This window comes from Neorhizobium sp. S3-V5DH (assembly GCF_004343065.1).
GTDB classification, from domain to species: Bacteria; Pseudomonadota; Alphaproteobacteria; order Rhizobiales; family Rhizobiaceae; genus Neorhizobium; species Neorhizobium huautlense.
The window spans coordinates 26,400-44,684 of the sequence record NZ_SMCL01000020.1; the positions used below are offsets into that span (position 1 = coordinate 26,400).

Genomic DNA, 18,285 nt, shown 5'->3' on the forward strand with positions numbered 1-18,285 from the left:
CTAAGCGAGCCTGCTTCAGCTTTGACGTTGGTCAATGAGAGGCATAGACAAGCTGTCTAAAGGTCTCGCCGTTCAGTCATCAGAATGTTGCCATGCTCGAAACCCGTATTCGCCGCCCCTCGCTTCTCGATCGTATAACCACGCCGCAAAAGGCAGCCAGCCTGATCAAGGATGGCATGATCATCGGCATGAGTGGCTTCACCCGCGCCGGCGATGCCAAAGCTGTGCCGATCGCGATGGCGGAGCGGGCGAAAACCGATCCCTTCAAGATTACCTTGATCACCGGCGCCTCGCTGGGCCATGATATCGACCGCATGCTGACGGAGGCGGGCGTTCTGGCTCGCCGGATCCCTTTCCAGTCCGATGCGACACTGCGCGCCGCTATCAACCGCGGCGAGGTGATGTTCATAGATCAGCATCTTTCGGAAACCGTCGAACACCTGCGGTCGAACCAGCTTGGTCCCATCGACTATGCGGTTGTAGAAGTGGCTGCGATTACCGAGGAAGGCTATCTCGTCCCTTCCACTTCGATCGGCAACTCCGCAAGTTTCGCCATCCTGGCAAAAAATATCATTGTCGAGATCAATCTTAGCCAACTCGCCGAGTTAGAAGGCCTGCACGACATCTATACGCCGACAAAGCGACCGTCCCGCGTGCCTATCCCGGTAGTCGCCTGCGATAGCCGTGTAGGCTTCCCTTATGTGCCTATCGATCCGGAGAAGATCGTAGCGATCGTTGTAACCGACGAGAAGGACAGTTTCTCGACGGTCGAGCCTGCCGATGCCGACACGGATGCGATTGCCGAGCATCTGATTCGTTTTCTGGAGCAGGAGATCAAGGACGGGCGTCTGGACCTGACGCTGCAGCCTCTGCAAGCCGGGATCGGCACGATCGCAAACTCAGTTCTGACCGGGCTGGCCGCCGGGCCATTCCACCATCTGCGGATGTATAGCGAGGTGCTGCAGGACAGCACCTTCGATCTCTTTGACGCCGGGAAACTGACCTTCGCGTCCGGCTCCTCCATTACCCTGTCGGCCGCCTGTGCCGAGAGAGTTTTTGGGCAGTTCCACAAATACAGGGACAAGCTGGTGCTTCGCCCCCAGGAGATCAGCAATCATCCGGAGGTGATCCGCCGGCTGGGGGTCATCGGCATCAACACCGCTCTCGAGGTCGATATCTATGGCAACGTCAATTCAACCCATGTGAATGGCACGCACATGATGAACGGCATCGGCGGCTCCGGCGATTTTGCCCGCAACGCGTATCTTTCCATCTTCGTCAGCAAGTCCGTGGCGAAAGGAGGTCGCATTTCTTCCGTGGTTCCAATGGTGCCCCATGTGGATCATACCGAGCACGATGTCGATATCATCGTGACCGAACATGGGCTGGCGGATTTACGAGAACTGGCGCCACGCGAACGCGCGGAGCGGATCATCGCCAACTGTGCCCATCCCGATTTCCGCGACCGTCTATCAGACTATTTCACCCGTGCCTGTGCTAGAGGCGGGCAAACTCCTCATCTCCTCGACGAAGCTTTCGCATGGCATGAGCAAAGCCGTAAAACCGGTACGATGCGCCTCGGGTGAAGAGGTCTCGGTTCCCCGCTCGGTAGGGTTGCCGATAAGCCACATTCAATGCCTTGTTGTCGTCACAAATCAATTTTTTTAGCAACCAGATGTTGTCGCCGGAATCCAGATTGGTATTTCTCTGAATCATCAGAACACTGCCATAGGATAGGTGATGCGGAAGCTGGTGCCCTTCGTCTTTGTCGCGGTTCTCGCTGCGTGCGCACGCCCATCGGATGGCCCGACGGCCGGCAGTTTCTATAGCGCTACCGATCCCCGAACGAATGAAAAAATCCGTGTCGTCAGGCTTGCCGACGCGCCGATGGATCCCGTGGCCGTATCTCCGCTTGCCTATTCGGGGGCGGATCCGGGCCTTAGTGTTATGCGCTCCGGCGGTTTTGCCGACAACCGGTTGCGTCGCGGCGACGTCATCGAGGTGACGATTCTCGACACCGGTGAAGAGGGACTTTTCTCCTCGACCCAGAGCAAAACCCTCAATCTTGGTCGTTTCACAGTCGACTCGGCCGGAACTGTAACTCTCCCATTTGTGGGGCGGCAACGTGTGCTCGAATCGTCGCCCGAGGCCCTGCAGGCACGCATTGTTACCGGACTAAAAGGATCGGCCGTCAACCCGCAGGCAATCGTTACGGTTGTCGACAAACCGACGAGCGGCTTTACCGTCAATGGCGATGTCCGCTCGGCCGGACGCTTCCCCCTCACGGCCCGCAGGGAAAAGGTGCTCGATGCGATCGCGCTTGCCGGGGGAGCATCGTCTGCACCAAGCGCTGCAACAGTGACGCTTATTCGCGGCAAGCAGCGTGCCAGCGCACCGCTTGAGCGGGTGTTGAACGAGGACCGGCAGAACGTCCATCTCCTGCCCGACGATCAGCTTTACATCGGAAAGGACGCTGTGACCTTTACCGCCTTCGGCGCGTTCAAGAGTGTTGGCGAATTCGAATTCGAGCCGGGCAAGCTGACGTTGGCACAGGCGCTTGGCCGAGCCGGCGGCTTGCTCGACGATCGCGCTGACGCGAGCAATTTTTACGTTCTGCGCAATCAGCCCGTCTTCACCCAGGCCGCAGCGGTGAATGCCGCCAAAAATCCTGGTGCGCCCTTCGTGACCAACAAGCCGGCGATCTACCGGGTAGATCTGAACGATGTCTCTAATCTGGCGCTGATGCAGCAGTTCAAAGTCATGGATGGCGACATTCTATACGCCAGCAATTCCGGCCTGGTGGATTTCGCAAAGCTGTTTACCGTATACCAGAAGAGTGCGCCGACGGCGGCGGCTCCGCTTCCAGGCTCGAACTAGAGATCGTCACAGCTCTTTCAGGTCGCCTAGCAGACACAGGGCGGCCTCCGCACTTTCCGGTCTGTCTTCCGGACGCCGTTGCGACAATCGGATCGCGAGAGTCTTCAGTTCTTCTGCCTTCTCGCCTGTTTCGCGAAAATTCCGCAGAAGCAGCGACAGCAAAAGCCCGGCGGCGTAGAGGTCCGAGCGCGGATCCAGTGCTTCTCCCGCGATTTGTTCCGGCGAGGCGAAATCCGGTTGACCGGCGAAAGCAAGATCGAGCTCGTTATGTCTACGGCCGATTTCCAGCGCAATTCCGAAATCGACGATTTTGATATCCCGAATCCCGTTTCCGTGAAGGATGTTTGAAGGCGACAGGTCGCAGTGGACAAAACCTGCGGCATGCACGGCGGTGAGAGCCGACAGCACCGCAGCCATGATCGTCGCCACGTCTTTGAGCGAAAGCGACCCCGGCAAAAGGTCTGCAATCCGCTGATCGATCCATTCGGTGACAAGCGCTGGCCTTCCGTCCGACAGGCGCAATACCGTCTGGGTTGCCGCAATGCGAGGATTGCGCAACATCATCCCGATCTGCGCTTCGCGCAGCAGAAGCCTGCGCGCAATCGGGTCGTGGGAATGGTCCGCACGAAGCATCTTGATCGCGTGGTATGTGCCGAGATCCCGATGACGGGCGCGAAAAACATCGGTGGCAGTACCGCTGTGGACCAAAGCCTCCAATGTAAAACTGTTGGCGATGATGTTCTTGTCCGACGTATCGAGCTTGTCCATGCCGCGATCCAGTGCGTCACGGATACGATCCGCAAGCATTGTTCTGTGATCTTCAGAATGCGGTCCTTTTTCCCCATTGATGAGGGCTTGCCATAGATCGGAGAAGCGACGCGCAAGCTCTTCGACGTGCTCGTCAGGTTCGTCAGCGATCATTGGCCAGGGCGTCGATTACAATGGCGCTGACATTCTCGCGGCAATTGGCAATCAGCGCCTCTTGCGCGAGGACTGCGGACACCTCATCGAGGTTTACGGACAGAAGAATTTCGGCGATGGTCCGCTCAGGCAGGACGCGGGGAAGGGTGCTGCTGCACAGCAAAAACCGATCGCCCGAAAGCAGCTTGTCCAAACTCAGCTCGGGACTGAGCTGGCCCCTGATCCCGACGCCGCGGGAGAGCCTGCGCCGCAGGCCGACTTCGACGTGATCGCGGGTCAAACAACGCATCATGCCCTCACGGATAAGATAGCATCGCGCATCGCCGGCCCAAAAGACTGCAAAACGGTCGTCGGTGTTTGCTAGCACCACGACACTCGCCGAGGCCGGTTCCCGGGCCGATGAAAGGTGGGTTGACTGAAGAAGGCCATGAGCGCGGCCCAATTTGCCTTTGATCTCGTGCGCGAGTGCTTCGATGGTCTCCTGCGGGGCAGCTTCTTTCAGCGCGCTGGTCACGATGCGTCCGGCTTCGACCGCGCCGGTGTCATCCCCGACGCCATCGGCGATTGCGAATAGCGGTGGGTTTCGCGAGATGAGCAGTGAATCTGCGTTTAGCGCCAGGCGTGTCCCAGGATGGCTGGCATAGCTGTGGGTGAGGCTTAGGCCACGGCGTGGTTCGACCCGATGAACCAATTTTTGTTGGCGAGTTTCAACCGGCGGAGCGTCTGATGGTATTGGAACTGAGACATCGGTTTGGCATATCAGCTTCGGAAAAATCGCCGGTTGCGGCGGTCCTTCCGAGCGAAAGCCTTTGGCACGAAGGTCTGTCGAATCGATGCGCCACCACAGCGTTCCTCGCCGGGAGACAGGATTTGGATCCACCTCGCCTTCGTCGGCGTCGGCTGGTCGGGGGTTCCTCAGCCGCTGAAGGCTTGTGGTGAAACGAGCGATATCGAAGTCACGCTTGGCAGCACTTTCAGCGATAGCTTCGGACGCGGTGAACCAAGGGGCATCGAGGTAAAGCCTGCGCGGATGGTCCATAAAACCGTAAAGCTGAGCGGCGATGACCAGCGGAAAGCTACGCCCGACGCGATCCGTACTCGGAACGATGACACCCGCAAGCGTCACCGGTCCCCAAAGGCCGCGTTCGATGATGAAGCGCCAGGCGGCCATCGACCGGAACCGGTCTTCCCACTCCTCGCCCATCTCTTGCTGTGTAGCCTGAAGACCTGCCTGGAGCCAGCTGTCGAGGGCGACTTGCACATTTCGGCTTAGGCCCGTCGAGACGAAATCGCCATGCGTTGGCAGCTTGCCGAAAAAGCCGATCCGGTCGGCGTCGGTCATAGTGTGATCAAGGGCGGCGTGCTCGTTCATGGCGGAGCGATCAGAACTGCGTGGGACATGAGAAGGCGCTGAGTGCCTCCAGCCGGAAGGGGTTCAGCACCGAGCCGAACTGGACGTCGAACTCCGCCGCCTGAGCGTTCTGCTGAAATTTTGCGCGGAAGAGGTCGTCGCCCTGCAGGGTGATATTTGCGTCGTCGAAAAGTCGGAAGGGCGACCAGTCGCCGTTTTCCGTCAGGGCCTGCTGCCAGCCGCCGGGCTGAAAAGCCAGACGCGAGACATTGCTCGCTTCAGTCGACGGCCAGACAATCGACTTGGATTGGACGGGCCCATGGAAATAAACCACCCGCTGTCCCTCGATCTCCAGCATCACAGCATTGGCATCGTTCGATAACGAGACAGGCTTGATGTTGATGGTGATTGCCGGATTTTCGCTACCCGCCGGAAAGAAGGCCCGATTGATCTTGTCGGCATTTTCAAACTGGGCGATCGCTTCGCTCGGGATACTGGGGGCACCGAAGGTGCCCTTCCATCCCCAGGGAGTTGATGTCGTATCCACGAAGGCCGCCAGTTTCTCGTTGAAGAATGTCTTGAACAGGCCTTGCGGGCCAAACAGGCGAACGAAGTCGCTCATCGCTACGTCACGGGGAGACTCGCGGTCAAAGGGATATCGGCCACTGACCACATTGGAGCAGAAAGCCCCACCTTGGGCGGCCCAAGCGTCACTCATACGAGAGCGAGCCGATTTCACGGCAAGAGAGCCGACATCGGCTGCGACACCGGCCATCCACGTATCGACAGGCGCGGGAAGACGGCGAGCCTGCTGCAGGAGGTTTTGATTGGCGTCGGTAAGCTGGCTGTCGACATCAAAGACCTTTGCCACTTCGGCTGTGGAGGTGGTTGCCCGCGACAGCTGTTCGTGGACCTTCTGCAACACCGGCTTGAGCTGGGCGATCCGGGATTTCGGTACGTCTTTTTGATCGGCAGGTGATGTCTGACCCGCAGGCGGCTCGAGGGCCTCGCGTAGCGAACCGAAAAGATCCGGTGCATCTGCAGCGCCGTCGAGTCCTGTAGTGGACGCCGGAAGGGGAATATCAGCCGCAGAAGCGACCTCCTTGCCGGGGACGCGCAAATCGGTAGCAGCGGCGATCGACTTGACGATCGTTTCCACCGGGTTTGAGTCCCCGGCCAAGATACGCGTGGTTTCGGCCGCGTCGGCTATAGTTTGAGACGGCTTCACCCGCATGTCGGCGAGCAGCGAAGACCATCGTTGCTGAAAGCTGCCGAAATAAAGCTGCAGAGCGGCCTGGCTAATCGTGTCGACGGTGGCTCCGGCAGGGTTGGCGACGCCTCGTACCCAGTGTTCATCCAGTGCCTCACGCGCGGCCTCGGTAATCTTCGGCAACACGACCAGACGATATCCCGTACTGGAGAATAAGCCTGGAACGCCGTCACTCAAAGGGATTCTGGAGCTTCGCTCGAAGGCCTGTTCGCCGAGGGGACCAAGCGCAGTGGCGGGAGCCCAGGCTGGGAGCGCACGCGCCTGCGGGTAGTCTGCGAGAATATCGTAGGCACGGGCAGCGATGCTTTGCGAGCGAATGGTCTCCCTAGCCTTGGCAATCAGGATACCATCAAGCTCGATCGGCGGCAGCGAACCGGTCGCCATCGCGCTGGTGTGAGCAATCAGGGCTTGCCGCGCTGAGGCACGTCCTTCGCCGGGGTATAAAGCCGTGAACATGTCTTCGGCTTTTGCGGTAACGAAGGCGGGATCCAGTCGGCCGAGACCGCCGAGCATTGCATAGAGTTTCAGCGCATTGAAGACTTTGGAGACTTCCGTTGTTCCCGTCATCTCCTTTTGGAGCTGGACCAGGATGCGTGGCAGCAGGAGTGCGTTTAAAGCCCGCTGATAGGCATCACGCTGTCGGCCTGAAACTTTGCTTTCCTGGTCGAGGCCGAAACTGAGAGGCCAGACGCGTGCTTGAGAAAAGTCCGTCGTCACCGCGGCCAGGTTGTCGAGCGCCGGCAACACCCGCAGGAAATCAGTATCGGTGACCTCGCGCACCGGCACGTCCCGCACGAGCTGCTCATAGGCGTCGATGCGCTGTTCAGCGCTTGCGAGCGCCGAGGTGTTCTGGAAATAGGTCGCGATCCAGCTCGCCAGGACCACGGCAAGCAGCGCAACTGCGCAGGCATAGACGGTGCGACGGAGGAAGACTTGTCGGCTGGACAGCCGCTTGTCGCGAGCGACGAGCGAAGCCTCGTCGAAGATCACATCCTTGAAGAGGCGGGATAGAAAATAGCTGCGCCGCGAGCGTGGAGCACCCGCTGAGGCCATGGCTTGCGCTTGCGTGCCGGAGGCAAAGTAGATCCCCCGCAGCAAGGGTGGCTCGATCAGTTTTGAACCGGAGCACAGCTCCGTCATAACCTCGTGCAGGCGTTCCTTCAGCGAGGCTAGTTCAGCGGGAAAACGGAAAATCCGGCCCCGCAATTCCGGGTTCGGCTCCTGTTGCAGGCGTTCTATCAGCATGGCGCCGACGCGTTCCTGCAGCATTGCAAATTCTTCGAGGAAACGATCGGGAAGGGTGGTGGCTTTGTAACTCTCCTCTAATCCAAATGTGGTTCCCCAGACCTGTTCGCGGTCGCTTTTATTGAAACTATCGAAGAACTCGACGAAACCGGTCAGAAGATCGACTTTTGTTAGCACCAGATAGACCGGAACGCGGGCTTGCAGAAACTCGTCCAGTTCCGAAAGCCGCTGGCGAATGATCCTGATTTCCTCGCGCTGCGCTTCCGCATCGCGTGTGAGCAGGTCGTCGACGGAGAGCGTCACCAATGCGCCGTTGATCGGCTGGGAGGGGCGATATTTGCGCAGAAGCCCCAGGAAACCCTCCCAACCCGCCTTGGCGGCACCGTTCAGATCGTCCTGGGTCGTATAACGTCCGGCAGTATCGATAAGGATTGCCTCATCGGCAAACCACCAGTTGCAGTGACGCGTACCTCCGATACCTTGCACGGAATTGCTTCCGAGCGCGTCACCAAGCGGAAATTTGAGCCCGGAGTTGGTAAGAGCAGTCGTTTTGCCGGAGCCGGGTGCTCCGAAGATCACATACCACGGAAGCTCATAAATGTAGCCGAAACGCTTGCGGGTGATGCGACGGAGGAGCTGCAGGGCCTCCTTGAGGCGGCTGTGGATCTCGCCGATTTCCGCCTGCTGGCTGGCTGCGGCCTCGGCCGCGGCATCCCGCTCTATACCTTCGACGAGCTGCTTGTCCCGGCGCCGGTCGCGGATGATCGTGTAGGCAAGATATGCAACCCAGCCTGCGATCACGACAGCGATCAGCGTGAGGCGGGCGTTGGCGCTTGCGAGCGGCTTGAAGTCGCCATAGGCGGCGAGATGGCCGTAAAACCAGATGACGACGCAGATGGCGGCCACCCAGATGATGGAAATGAAACGCCGTCCGAGCAGGCCCGCATAGGCCTCCACATAGGAGCGAAGCGTATAAAAGAGGCTTAAGGGGTTCATCTCGAAGCGCCTCCTGTCATCACGCCCGCGGGTGCAGCCGGCCGTTCAGACTGAATAGGCGGGACCCTGAGGGGGGAACCGTTCAGCCGCTCGGACGGGTTGGTGAGGACCAAAATTTCCGTGCGCCGGTTCATTTCACGACCTTCCGGCGTGGCGTTGTCGGCAATCGGGTCGCTGTCCGCACGGCCTTCGGTGAGGATCGCCTCCGGACCGGTGAAGGAACTGAGTATCTGCCCCACGGCCTTGGCGCGGGCTTCCGACAGGTGCCAGTTCGAGGGAAATTGGATCGTACGGATCGGCACATTGTCCGTGTAACCGACAACCACGGCCCTGAAATTGTCGGCTGCCAGCGCACCGCCGATTCTCTGCAGCAGGTCGCGGAACTCGTTGCTGACCTCAGCGCTGCCGACCTCGAACAGACCGGAATTGTTTATGCGCACCAGAAGCCGGCCGTTCGAATCCGAGAGGGTGACGAGCTTCTTGTCGACTTCTGGTTGAAGGAAGGCGAGCAGGTTGTCGAGCCGGCTCGGCACCGGCGGTGCCGCGGCCACGGGAGGCTCAGCCGGAGGCGCGGGCACAGGTTGTACCGCTACCGGCGCCGGGTCTGGTTCCGGTGTGGGCGCTGTGATCAATACGCTCGGCGGTTCGCGCGGCGGGAGGCTGGCAAGACGTTGAAATGTTCCGTCGGATGCCCTGTTGAGCGAGAGCGTGAAGAAGAGATAACCGAGCGCGAAGACCAACGCGAGCACGGAAAGAAGGGTCCAGAGAGCAGCAGCTGTTCGCAGCGGCTTGTGGCGGGCAGAAACGCCCTTCCAATGTGGGGAAAGTTCGCGTTCGAAAACGCCGAATTGACCGAGGAGGGTTTTGTAGAGGCTGTCGCGGATGCGGCCGAGCTCCAGGTTGCCGCGCGGCGAAACACGGGTGCGGCCTTCGAATGCAAGCGACAGGCAGAGATAGATGAGCAGCAGCAGGTCTCTGTTTGCACCGGGGCTCTGGTGGAAATGGTCCAACAGGTCGAACACCCGGTCACCACCGGTCACGTCCATATGGAATGTGGAGACAAGACCGGAGCGCGCCCAGCCCGCGCGTACACCCCAGGGTTTGCTGAGGATCACGTCATCAACCGTCGCACAGACGACGTAATGAGCAGCGCGGGCGCGTTCAGGACTGATCCGGGCGCCTGCCAGATCGCGTTCATATCGGTTGACGGCCTGGACGGAAGACCGCCGAAGTTCATCGATATCCGGCTGATCATCACTGTAACGGAGGGCGTGCGCGAGGTTGAGCAGGGGGGCTGCCGAGCGGACAAGCGTCGGGACTTCCTCTCCACCGAACCTGAAATCACGCAGCAGTGCTTCGACGGACCAGCCACTCCTGGAGTTCGTCCGGTCGGTTTCGGTTCCCACGGCGCCGTCGGGGAAGTCCAAGACGTCATCCAGCATTTCCGCCATCTTGCGGGCGGACTGTTTCTTCTTGATGCCGTCGTCAGTGAGTTCGACGATGGTCGGCAGGTTCTGCCAGGAGGATGCGGGTTCGTTCTTCATTCTCTCAGGGCCCACAGTTCCATTTCAAGGCCAGGAAAATCGCCCGCAAGGTGCATGGCGATGGCGCTTGACGTATCGAGTTGCTTCCAAAGCGGATTTTTGGTGTCGAGTTCGAAATAGATGGTGCCAGCCCGATAGGGCAGCTGGCGAGGCAGCACGGGCAACGGCCGGACCGGGATGCCGGGCAGCGCGACGTTGACAAGATCCGCGATGCGCTCAACGGGCCCGACCTTGATCTGCGCCGGCAGCTTGCGGCGAACCTCCTCGGCCGACATTTCCGCCCGAACCGCCAGGACGAAACCGGCATCCTTAAGCAGCGAGCGGTCGTTGATGGTGCCGACCCGCACGCCGTGTCGGCGTTCGGCAAGCTCGATGGCAACGGCAGCCTGCTCCAGTACAGCCGAGAGCGACATGCGAAGGTCTTCGAACACGGAAGCAAAAGTTGCCTTGAGGTCCTCGTGTCGATACGGCGGAAAATCGGTAGAACGCTTGCGATCGGTGGTGAAGGTGGCGAGTTCACCGGCCAGCTGAATGCATGTCTCGTAGAATTCGATTGGATGTATCCGCGTCGCATTGGCCAGGATATGCTTCAGCATCGGATCTGCGCGGTTCAGGATCTGCAGCAGGAAGTAATCGCCCACTTCCGCCGTGCCCCGGATCGTCGGATCACCGATCCGCTCGGCGATTGCTTCTGCACGGTGGCGCACGATGCCGAGGAGTTCGGTCATCAGTTCCGTCAGCCGTGCTTCCGCCGCGCAGTTGAGGCTCGGGGCTATATATTCCGGATCGAGAATGACGGCTCGGTCGGAACGCACCTCGATCACGCGGGCAAGGCCGATGAGTTCGTAGCCGGCAAGTTCATCTCCGCTTTTAAGGTAGCGGAGTTTGAGGCGCCCCACATCGATTGGAGCCATGAAATCAGTCTCGACATTGGCATCCGGTGCCTCGTAGTGGGAAGCCACGAAGCGTACGCTGTTGAGGGCTGCGCCGCCATTCAGCGCGACGTCTGCCTTGCCGGGTTGCCTGACCGGTAGCGCGAGATAGATGACCGAATTTCTGACGCCTTCATCGAGTTCGAGCGGCGGCGGCAGGTCCGTATCGATGGGGGCTTCGAAAGGAGTGCCGTCCGGAAGGATGCCGCGCAGGTTTGACAATGCGAAATGGCCAATTGCCAGTGCGCTGCGATCGATGCCAATCTCAAGAACACCCCATGGATAGGGCGAGAGGCCACGCGTGCTGGTACGGACCAGCCGTTCGGTCCATCGGTCTGCCTGCTGGAAGTGTTGCACGCGGAGAAACATGCCTTCGCTCCAGGCTACCCTGTTCTCATTCCTCATGCGGTATACCTTCTTCCTTCCCAATTCCCGGTGCTGCGTCAGCGGTTCTGCCGGAGGCCTGAGCCATCGCATCCCGGAGGAGTTCCAGGATCGACAGTGTCTTGCCGTTCTTGTCGAATTGTGCCCGGTAAGCTTGCCAATAGCGGCGGTCACGGCCCCAGGCGGGGCTCATTCTGCCGGCGTCAACCCGTGCTTCGAGAACTCTCGGCTCCAGGGTCCTGCCCGCTTCGTGCACCAGAGCCTGCAGCGCCGAGTTGAGTTTAAGCTGGTGCTCGAGCAGCCTCTCAACGCGGTTAACTAGAGCCTCATCGGCGCCCCTGTCGGAAAATTCCGGTTGAGGCAGACCAGCTGGAGCGCTCAGGTCGAAAAGCGCGAAGGCATCCTCGACCGTTTCCTCCAGCCTGCCGAGAAGGGATTCCAACCGTTCCCCGATGTAGCTCTGCACGACTGGTGAAACGGCGGGCAAGTCTTCAGACTTAGCTGATGGCGGGTCATATTCGGGGGTATTCCGTATTGGAACCGTTCGCGCGGAGCCGATCGGTACTGAGACACGCGTCGCGGTGCCGTGTTCGATCTGGCTGCCATAGTCCGACGAAAGATTAAGATCGGAAAGCCAGTCGTCGGGTATGATCTTTGAGACGGATTGTATCTCGGGCGGCCCGCTCCAACCGATCTCGACATGCCGAGATCTTCCCTGACCCTCCCTTGAGCCAAAAATGGACCCTGCCCATTCGTCCTCCGGCCGCTCGCCGAGGATGCCGGTGGCGATGCTCCCGCCCGGCGCGATGTCAGCCAGGATCGCGGATATGGTCAGCGGTTCGTCGCTGACGGTGAGGCTGGCGTCGGGATCCTCTATTGCTGCGTCTTTCTGCCCGGAGATTTCGACCAGGAAGGCAAGACCGCCAAGCTCCAAACGGGATTGATCCGCTAGCCGTGCCACCTCGCCTTCGTGAATAATGACTCCGTCCACCTTGGAACCGTTGGCGCTTTGATCGCGAAGGAGATAACCGCGACTGTCGCGCTCGATGACGCAGTGGAGCTTCGAAACGGAGCGCTGATCTTCAGGCACCTGCCAGTCACAATCCGGCGCGCGGCCCAATGTGCGCCGGCCCCGTTCGAGGAACCACTTCTGCCGCGTGGGGAATGCTGTGGAGCCGCTCGAAAGAGGCTTCAATTCAAGCCGCATGATCCCTGCCTCCCCGAACCTGTGCCGCAAGATGCTCCACGATGATTGCATCGCCGCTATCTTGAGACGCTGGAGCCAGGCGAGCCCAGCTATTCCAGCCAAGCCGGGGCGGGTCACCCGCTCCCGCTCCACCTGGGCCAAGCTGGCAGAAAGGAATGTCCTCCTTTTTCAAGACCACCTGAACATCGAAATCGAAGCCGGAACCGACATAGAGACGGGTGAGCGCAAAGAGCTCGGCAATCTTGCGCCCGCCAGGAGCAAGCGCCAGATAGTCGGCGTAACCGAGTGGGCCGATCACCAACCTGAAGCCGCCGCTGAAATCTTGAATGGCGGCACCGGCCGTCGCGTTCACGCCGAGCTGGACGCCATGGGGTTGTCCCATGCGACTGCGATCTTCCTCGGGAATTGTCAGCCACCTGGCACGGAAAAGCTCGATCTCTACCGGCAAGCCAGTGAATTCGCGCAACATGGCACACAGATTGGCGGCGTTGCGGGTGCGTGCGGCAAAGAAACCCGAGAACCGCAGGATCACGTCTTCATGGAAGCCGCTTTGTTTTGCCAGCCGCTCGGTACCGAAGCCTGTGAGCGAAAGAAGGGCTGTGATAAATGCGTTGCGCTTCTGGTCCCGGCCCCACCGCAGCCGTCTGGCAATCCGGTACTTCTCGCAGGCGTCGGCAAAGAGTTCAGTGAAACGAGTGGTGAACAGGTCAAAGAAGCTCACCAAAGCCCGTGATTTATTGCGCTCCTCGCGCATGATGAGTTCGTTGTAGGCCGGGGGCAAAGATCCGATCGGTCCTATAGGACCGGCCAGTGCCACCCGAAGTGCAGCCTGCGACCCCCTTCGTTCAAGACCACTGACGGCAAGCGGCGCCAGTGAAACGCCGACATGGGAAACCACGCTGAGATCTCGTTCGACGGACGCCTGCGCGACGCGAAATGCCGTCACAGGCTCGAGACGACCTGGATCGCGTTCGAGCAAGTCGGGTAAGGCGTCAGTCTGGCGCGAGGTTGAGAGATCCATCTTTCCTTTCCTAGAGCAATGGGCGGTCGGCAGCCCGTGCAGGCCAAGTCGCGATCGGGCGCGATTGTCCTTTCATCGAGACGGTGAGACGGGTGAAGGTGTTGATGGAGGAATAAAGGCCGAAGAAGCGGTCGAGTATGCTCCCGAACAGGAAAGCCGAAGGGCGATCGATGGAAGCGGGATCAAATTCCAACACTATCTTCGTCCCGGGAACCATGCCGCCGTTGCCGAGCCGCGCGGTCGAATTTTCTGCCCTGATGCCGACCAAAGCGTCGACGAGCTGTTTCGTCTCCGGATTGTCACGGAAGGCATAGAGCGAGAGGACATCCTTCAGCGCAGCTCCTTCATTGTCGAAGAGCGAGAGGTGGTTCAGGATCAGATGCGACATCAATCGCCAGTTTCGACCGTCCTGGTCGTTCATTCGCACCGAAGGAGTGGGCGGAATGAGAGCTTCCGCGCCGGCGACGGCCTCATGGCCCGATGCCAGCTCCAGCACCGGATGGCCGCCGCCAAAAGGAAGCTGTTCGGGAAGGTCGCGATTGATGCACAATGTATCGATGCTCGCCACAGCATCTATCGGCGCTGCGTAACGGCGGTCTCGATCGACGAAGGCAATTTCCACATCGCTGGTTCGGTCATCCGCATCGAAACGCCGGTAAACCTGCCAGAAGGTGCTGCTTGTGGCGCTAGGGCGCTGGGAGCGGCCAAAGAAAGGTTGGCAGAATTGTTCCTCTCCCCGCGAACCGGTTAGTAATACGCGATCGACGGAGTAGATTTCCCGGGTCTTCTGGCGTCGCGCGTCCGGCATCAGACGATACTCCGTCCGCGTGCCGTCCACGGTGATGGGCTCACAGGTCTGCCGGAAGAGATTGACGATCGGGGTGGCGTGGAGAGCAAAATCGGCTGCCGAGATCATCCGCTCGAGTTTGGGGTCGGTATCTTTCAGGTAAACGAAGATCTCCAGGGTCTCGCTCTTCCAGACATCGAGGCCCTCGATGTCGATAAACAGAAACCTCTGCGGCAGCGCGAAGAATTCCGTAAGCAGCCGGTAGCCAGTAAAGCTGGGCGCCGGATAAGGCAGCATCGCCTCCTGAAGTTCGAAGCCCACCGGCTTCAGGTTGCTGCTCGGCAGGAAGATCGCCTGGTCATCGTCCGCATGCTTTGCGAGCGCGATCCCGAGAGACTGATTTACCAGCAATTCATAAATCGCGACGGCCTGCTGCCATGCTGAAGGGATGTGCAGGCGCAGCCGCTTCATTCTGAGATCGGCAAGCGGCCTGCGAGGGTCGAGGGAGCGGATCGACAGGCGCAGGCATCCGGCTATGCCGGAATAGGGAGGTGCAGGGGCGTTTATGGGCTGGCCCGATAGCTTGGCTGCCACGATCTCGATCGGTGCCATCTCCACATCCTGTGTGGTACGGAAACGGCAGGCTTCCCCCCCGACCGGTTCTGCAAGGATCTCCGTGTGCCGAGGCACCGACTGTATGGAGGCCAACGTGTCGCTTGGGCGGAAGCGTACGATGCTCATCGAGGGCAGAGGGGCAAGATAGTGAGGATAAAGGGTCTCAAGCAGACCGTCGGTTAGTTCCGGAAATTCGTCGTCGAGCTTCTGGCGTATGCGTGCAGCTGAATAGGCGAAACTCTGGATAAGCCGTTCTACATGGGGGTCATCGGCGACATCTCCGGTCAAGCGCAGGCGACCGGCGACCTTGGGAAAGGATTCGGCAAATCGCGCGGCCCGACGGCGAAGCGCTTTGAGTTCGTCATTGTAACGATGAAGGAAGCCTTCAGCCATTTGCGGCCTCCACCAGAAAGCGTTGGGTGGAGGGATCGATTGTCGATTCGAAGCTGATCGGTGGCATGCCTTCGTGGAGGCGGAAACTTGCCTGGATCCTCATCCGTAACGCTCGCTCGGTCATTGTCCGGCTTTTCAGAATCGTTACGCGAATGTCGGAGAGGCGTGTCTCGAACATCGATATGCGCCGCTCGATCATTTGCGCCAGCCGGAGTTTTGCCTCGTCCGTGACGAGGTTGGCCGAAACCATCCCGTCGACGCCGTAGTTGACCAATGCATCCTTCAAGTCAGACAGCAAGGCGGGTGCCTCCGCCGGGCAACGGCGTGTGTTGAGCAGGGCCTCCAGATCCCTTCGAATGGCTTCCCGCATCTCTCGTGTCTGTACCGTCAGGCTTTTCGGCGCGTCGAAGGTCCGATCGGGAGCCTCATCAATCAGCCTGTCGAGGATCGACCGCGCCAAGAGGCGATCACGCGGGCGGTAGCGTTCGAGCGGGTCAACCATGCGCAACCCGCTTGCTGGCAGTCGTTGTTGCAATTGCCTGCAGACTATTGGTTTCATGGAACGAAACCAGCTCCTCGCCGGCAAGGAAACAACGCTGGCCGCGGCCGGTGGTGATACCGGTCGGCTCATCGATCCAATCGCTTTCGCGCCCGAGCCTGAGTTGCGCCTCTTGACCGGTGCCGTAATAGATCGCCGGCAGAAGAACGGGGGCGACGGCACCGTCCGTCAATGTCAGTTCGGCAGGGCGGAAGGCAAGGTCGCGTGGTCGGGCGATGGGGGATAGGGTCACTTCTGCAATCTTGGCCAAATCGACCCAGAGATAGGCACCTCCGGTCATGATCACTTCCAGACCGTGCGGGAGGCGGTCATCCAGGTCGCGGAAATCGGAAACCTGTTTTCCGTTCCAGATCATCGGCCGTTCGCCGCGGCTTTCTTCCAGACTGCCAAGTGCGGTCTTTGCATCATCTGCATCGCCCCGGCGATGGGCGATGCCGAGACGGATGGCAAGTTTGTCCAATTCGCTCGGCCCTTGCGGCAAACCCGGCACCGCGCCGCTTTCAAACCATGCCTCACGGGCGACCATGGCGCGAAGTTCGTTGCGCAACAGAGCAAATCCCATCGTGCTCTCCGGAGCGAATGTCGCCGCGAGACTGCATTGGCTGTCGGCGCGTTCATAGTCGCCGGCGAGCACCAGCAGGTCGATGTAAAGGTGCCGCGCATGCTGGTCGGACGGCTTTCCCTTCAAATACGCCCTAGTCTCCTCCAGCGCGTCATCAAGAAGGTTGTCGCCCAGCGATCTGGCGATACTTTCGGACAGTGTCATGCGGACATCCTTTCGGGCACGGCAGCAGAATGGGTTGAGGTCCTGCCGGAGGTCGCGGTCTCGGCGATGAGGTGAAAGCTCGTGGAAACGTCGTCCAGCTGGAAATGGGGTTGCAGTCGGACAGTGCACGAGAAGGTGCCGGGCTTGCCTGGAATCTCGCTGACAACGATGCCGGCAGAGCGAAGCGGAAAACGGGTTCGCAACGCCAGATCGGCATCGTCGTTGCCGAGTGTGTAGCCGGTAAGCCAGTCCGTCAGCTTCCGCTCGATCGAAATGGCATCGGAAAGCTGGCCGATCTCGTCGCGCATGATGACCTTGAGGTAATGCGAGAAACGCGAGGCGCAGAGCACGTATTGCAGCATTGCTGCCAGGCGCGCGTTCTGCCGCGCGTGCTCGTTGGAATAATGCGCCGGCGCGTGCAGCGACTGGTTCGAGTTGAAGATCGCCGAAGCAGAAAGATAGGTCGTGGCAATCGGGATTATTCCCAGATCGCTGAATTGCTGCTCTTGGGCGCTGGTGATCCGAATTTCGACCGGCGCCTGAGCTGAAAGCCCGTTGCTTTCGGTACCGAAGTCATACGGCCTCAATTCGCTGGCGCCGAGTAAGCCGCCATCGATGGCATCCTGGGTGACGCCGCGAATGTCTGCGAACCAGCCGGATTCGATGAAGTTGCGGATCACGACTGTAGCAAAGGCAAATGCGCCGTTGCCCCATAAAAGAGAACTGCCGTCGGCGGAGACGCTCTCCCGGAAAGGGAAACCGTCATCACGTCGGCGGGAATAAGGTTCAAGCGGCGGTCGCAGCAGGATGCGCGGCGCCACAAGCCCAAGGAAACGGGAATCTTCGCGGGATCGAAGCCCGTTCCAGCGGATTCGGCGAGGATCGTTCGCGAGCCATGAAAAATCGTGGACACGGTTCAGTTCGTCGAAACTTTCAAGCCCGATCGCTCCGGGCGAGGCGCCTGCTACGAAGGGGCAGAAAGCTGCTGCTGCTACCATGCCAAGCTGCGAGAGCGTGCTGATTGCATCGGCGCCCTCCGGTTCGTCAGGGGAGAAATAGTAGTCTCCGACCAGCAGGCCGAAAGGCTCACCGCCGGGCATGCCGAATTCGCGGCTGTAGACGAGTTCGAAGAGGTGGCTCTGATCGAATTCTGCGGCGCGCTCCATACTGCGTGTAAGGTCTCGCCAGCCGACGCTTAAGAGTTTGATTTTGACGTCACCACCGCGGCCGGCCTGTCGCACCAGCATGGCAAGCGCCCGCCACCGTGCTTCCATCGCCTGGAAGTCCGGATGATGCAGGATCATGTTGATTTGCTGGTTAAGCGCTTCATCGATCAAGGCGATTACCTGATCTGCGCGGCGCTGCCATGTGCTGCTCGAAGCCATAGCCGTCCTGTGGTCAATCCGTGAATCGAGAG

13 protein-coding genes are annotated in these 18,285 nt (G+C 59.9%); 2 read left to right on the forward strand and 11 right to left on the reverse strand.

All coding sequences use genetic code 11. From position 1 onward, the window contains the following. Nucleotides 1-92 precede the first annotated feature (92 nt). On the forward strand, nt 93-1,586 hold the full coding sequence (locus EDE09_RS21900; RefSeq protein WP_105370949.1) for an acetyl-CoA hydrolase/transferase family protein: 1,494 nt from the start codon (nt 93-95) through the stop codon (nt 1,584-1,586). A 154-nt stretch (nt 1,587-1,740) separates the two neighbouring features. Next, nucleotides 1,741-2,877 carry a polysaccharide biosynthesis/export family protein gene (locus EDE09_RS21905; RefSeq protein WP_105370950.1) on the forward strand — a complete coding sequence of 379 codons (1,137 nt, stop codon included), beginning with the start codon at nt 1,741-1,743 and terminating at the stop codon, nt 2,875-2,877. 6 nt (nt 2,878-2,883) lie between these two features. Here the strand turns inward: EDE09_RS21905 and EDE09_RS21910 are convergent, their stop codons facing one another. From EDE09_RS21910 to tssC, 11 genes are all read right to left on the reverse strand, one after another. Further along, nucleotides 2,884-3,684, reverse strand: a complete 801-nt coding sequence (locus tag EDE09_RS21910; protein ID WP_245505220.1) for a serine/threonine-protein kinase — start codon at nt 3,682-3,684, stop codon at nt 2,884-2,886. 103 nt (nt 3,685-3,787) lie between these two features. Then, the gene (gene tagF / locus EDE09_RS21915; protein WP_245422771.1) at nt 3,788-5,140 is read right to left on the reverse strand and encodes a type VI secretion system-associated protein TagF; all 1,353 of its coding nucleotides are present in this window, start codon (nt 5,138-5,140) and stop codon (nt 3,788-3,790) included. 40 nt (nt 5,141-5,180) lie between these two features. Beyond that, a complete protein-coding gene (gene tssM, locus EDE09_RS21920; protein ID WP_132412924.1) occupies nt 5,181-8,660 on the reverse strand; it encodes a type VI secretion system membrane subunit TssM in 3,480 nt (1,159 codons plus the stop codon). Beyond that, nucleotides 8,657-10,204, reverse strand: coding sequence for a type VI secretion system protein TssL, long form (tssL, locus tag EDE09_RS21925; protein ID WP_132412926.1), 1,548 nt, complete (start codon nt 10,202-10,204; stop codon nt 8,657-8,659). The genes tssM and tssL overlap by 4 nt, the downstream gene beginning before the upstream one ends. Beyond that, the gene (gene tssK, locus EDE09_RS21930; protein WP_105370954.1) at nt 10,201-11,541 is read right to left on the reverse strand and encodes a type VI secretion system baseplate subunit TssK; all 1,341 of its coding nucleotides are present in this window, start codon (nt 11,539-11,541) and stop codon (nt 10,201-10,203) included. Before tssK ends, tssL begins: the two co-directional genes overlap by 4 nt. Next, entirely contained in the window at nt 11,531-12,727 is a 1,197-nt protein-coding gene (locus tag EDE09_RS21935; protein WP_105370955.1) for an FHA domain-containing protein, read from the reverse strand. The genes tssK and EDE09_RS21935 overlap by 11 nt, the downstream gene beginning before the upstream one ends. Further along, the gene (gene tssG, locus EDE09_RS21940; RefSeq protein WP_105370956.1) at nt 12,717-13,748 is read right to left on the reverse strand and encodes a type VI secretion system baseplate subunit TssG; all 1,032 of its coding nucleotides are present in this window, start codon (nt 13,746-13,748) and stop codon (nt 12,717-12,719) included. The genes EDE09_RS21935 and tssG overlap by 11 nt, the downstream gene beginning before the upstream one ends. A gap of 10 nt (nt 13,749-13,758) precedes the next feature. Then, complete coding sequence (gene tssF / locus EDE09_RS21945) at nt 13,759-15,543, reverse strand: type VI secretion system baseplate subunit TssF (protein ID WP_105370957.1); 1,785 nt, start codon at nt 15,541-15,543, stop codon at nt 13,759-13,761. Further along, entirely contained in the window at nt 15,536-16,045 is a 510-nt protein-coding gene (gene tssE, locus EDE09_RS21950) for a type VI secretion system baseplate subunit TssE (protein ID WP_105370958.1), read from the reverse strand. Before tssE ends, tssF begins: the two co-directional genes overlap by 8 nt. After that, nucleotides 16,038-16,868, reverse strand: coding sequence for a type VI secretion system accessory protein TagJ (locus tag EDE09_RS21955; RefSeq protein ID WP_105370959.1), 831 nt, complete (start codon nt 16,866-16,868; stop codon nt 16,038-16,040). The genes tssE and EDE09_RS21955 overlap by 8 nt, the downstream gene beginning before the upstream one ends. Beyond that, nucleotides 16,865-18,253, reverse strand: coding sequence for a type VI secretion system contractile sheath large subunit (gene tssC / locus EDE09_RS21960; protein ID WP_132412928.1), 1,389 nt, complete (start codon nt 18,251-18,253; stop codon nt 16,865-16,867). Before tssC ends, EDE09_RS21955 begins: the two co-directional genes overlap by 4 nt. Between the last annotated feature and the right edge of the window lie 32 nt (nt 18,254-18,285).

Coding starts and splice junctions, on each gene's coding strand:
- EDE09_RS21900 (WP_105370949.1), top strand. CDS start 93: ATGCTCGAAACCCGTATTCGCCGCCCCTCGCTTCTCGATCGTATAACC.
- EDE09_RS21905 (WP_105370950.1), top strand. CDS start 1,741: ATGCGGAAGCTGGTGCCCTTCGTCTTTGTCGCGGTTCTCGCTGCGTGC.
- EDE09_RS21910 (WP_245505220.1), bottom strand. CDS start 3,684: ATGCTTGCGGATCGTATCCGTGACGCACTGGATCGCGGCATGGACAAG.
- tagF (WP_245422771.1), bottom strand. CDS start 5,140: ATGACCGACGCCGACCGGATCGGCTTTTTCGGCAAGCTGCCAACGCAT.
- tssM (WP_132412924.1), bottom strand. CDS start 8,660: ATGAACCCCTTAAGCCTCTTTTATACGCTTCGCTCCTATGTGGAGGCC.
- tssL (WP_132412926.1), bottom strand. CDS start 10,204: ATGAAGAACGAACCCGCATCCTCCTGGCAGAACCTGCCGACCATCGTC.
- tssK (WP_105370954.1), bottom strand. CDS start 11,541: ATGAGGAATGAGAACAGGGTAGCCTGGAGCGAAGGCATGTTTCTCCGC.
- EDE09_RS21935 (WP_105370955.1), bottom strand. CDS start 12,727: ATGCGGCTTGAATTGAAGCCTCTTTCGAGCGGCTCCACAGCATTCCCC.
- tssG (WP_105370956.1), bottom strand. CDS start 13,748: ATGGATCTCTCAACCTCGCGCCAGACTGACGCCTTACCCGACTTGCTC.
- tssF (WP_105370957.1), bottom strand. CDS start 15,543: ATGGCTGAAGGCTTCCTTCATCGTTACAATGACGAACTCAAAGCGCTT.
- tssE (WP_105370958.1), bottom strand. CDS start 16,045: ATGGTTGACCCGCTCGAACGCTACCGCCCGCGTGATCGCCTCTTGGCG.
- EDE09_RS21955 (WP_105370959.1), bottom strand. CDS start 16,868: ATGACACTGTCCGAAAGTATCGCCAGATCGCTGGGCGACAACCTTCTT.
- tssC (WP_132412928.1), bottom strand. CDS start 18,253: ATGGCTTCGAGCAGCACATGGCAGCGCCGCGCAGATCAGGTAATCGCC.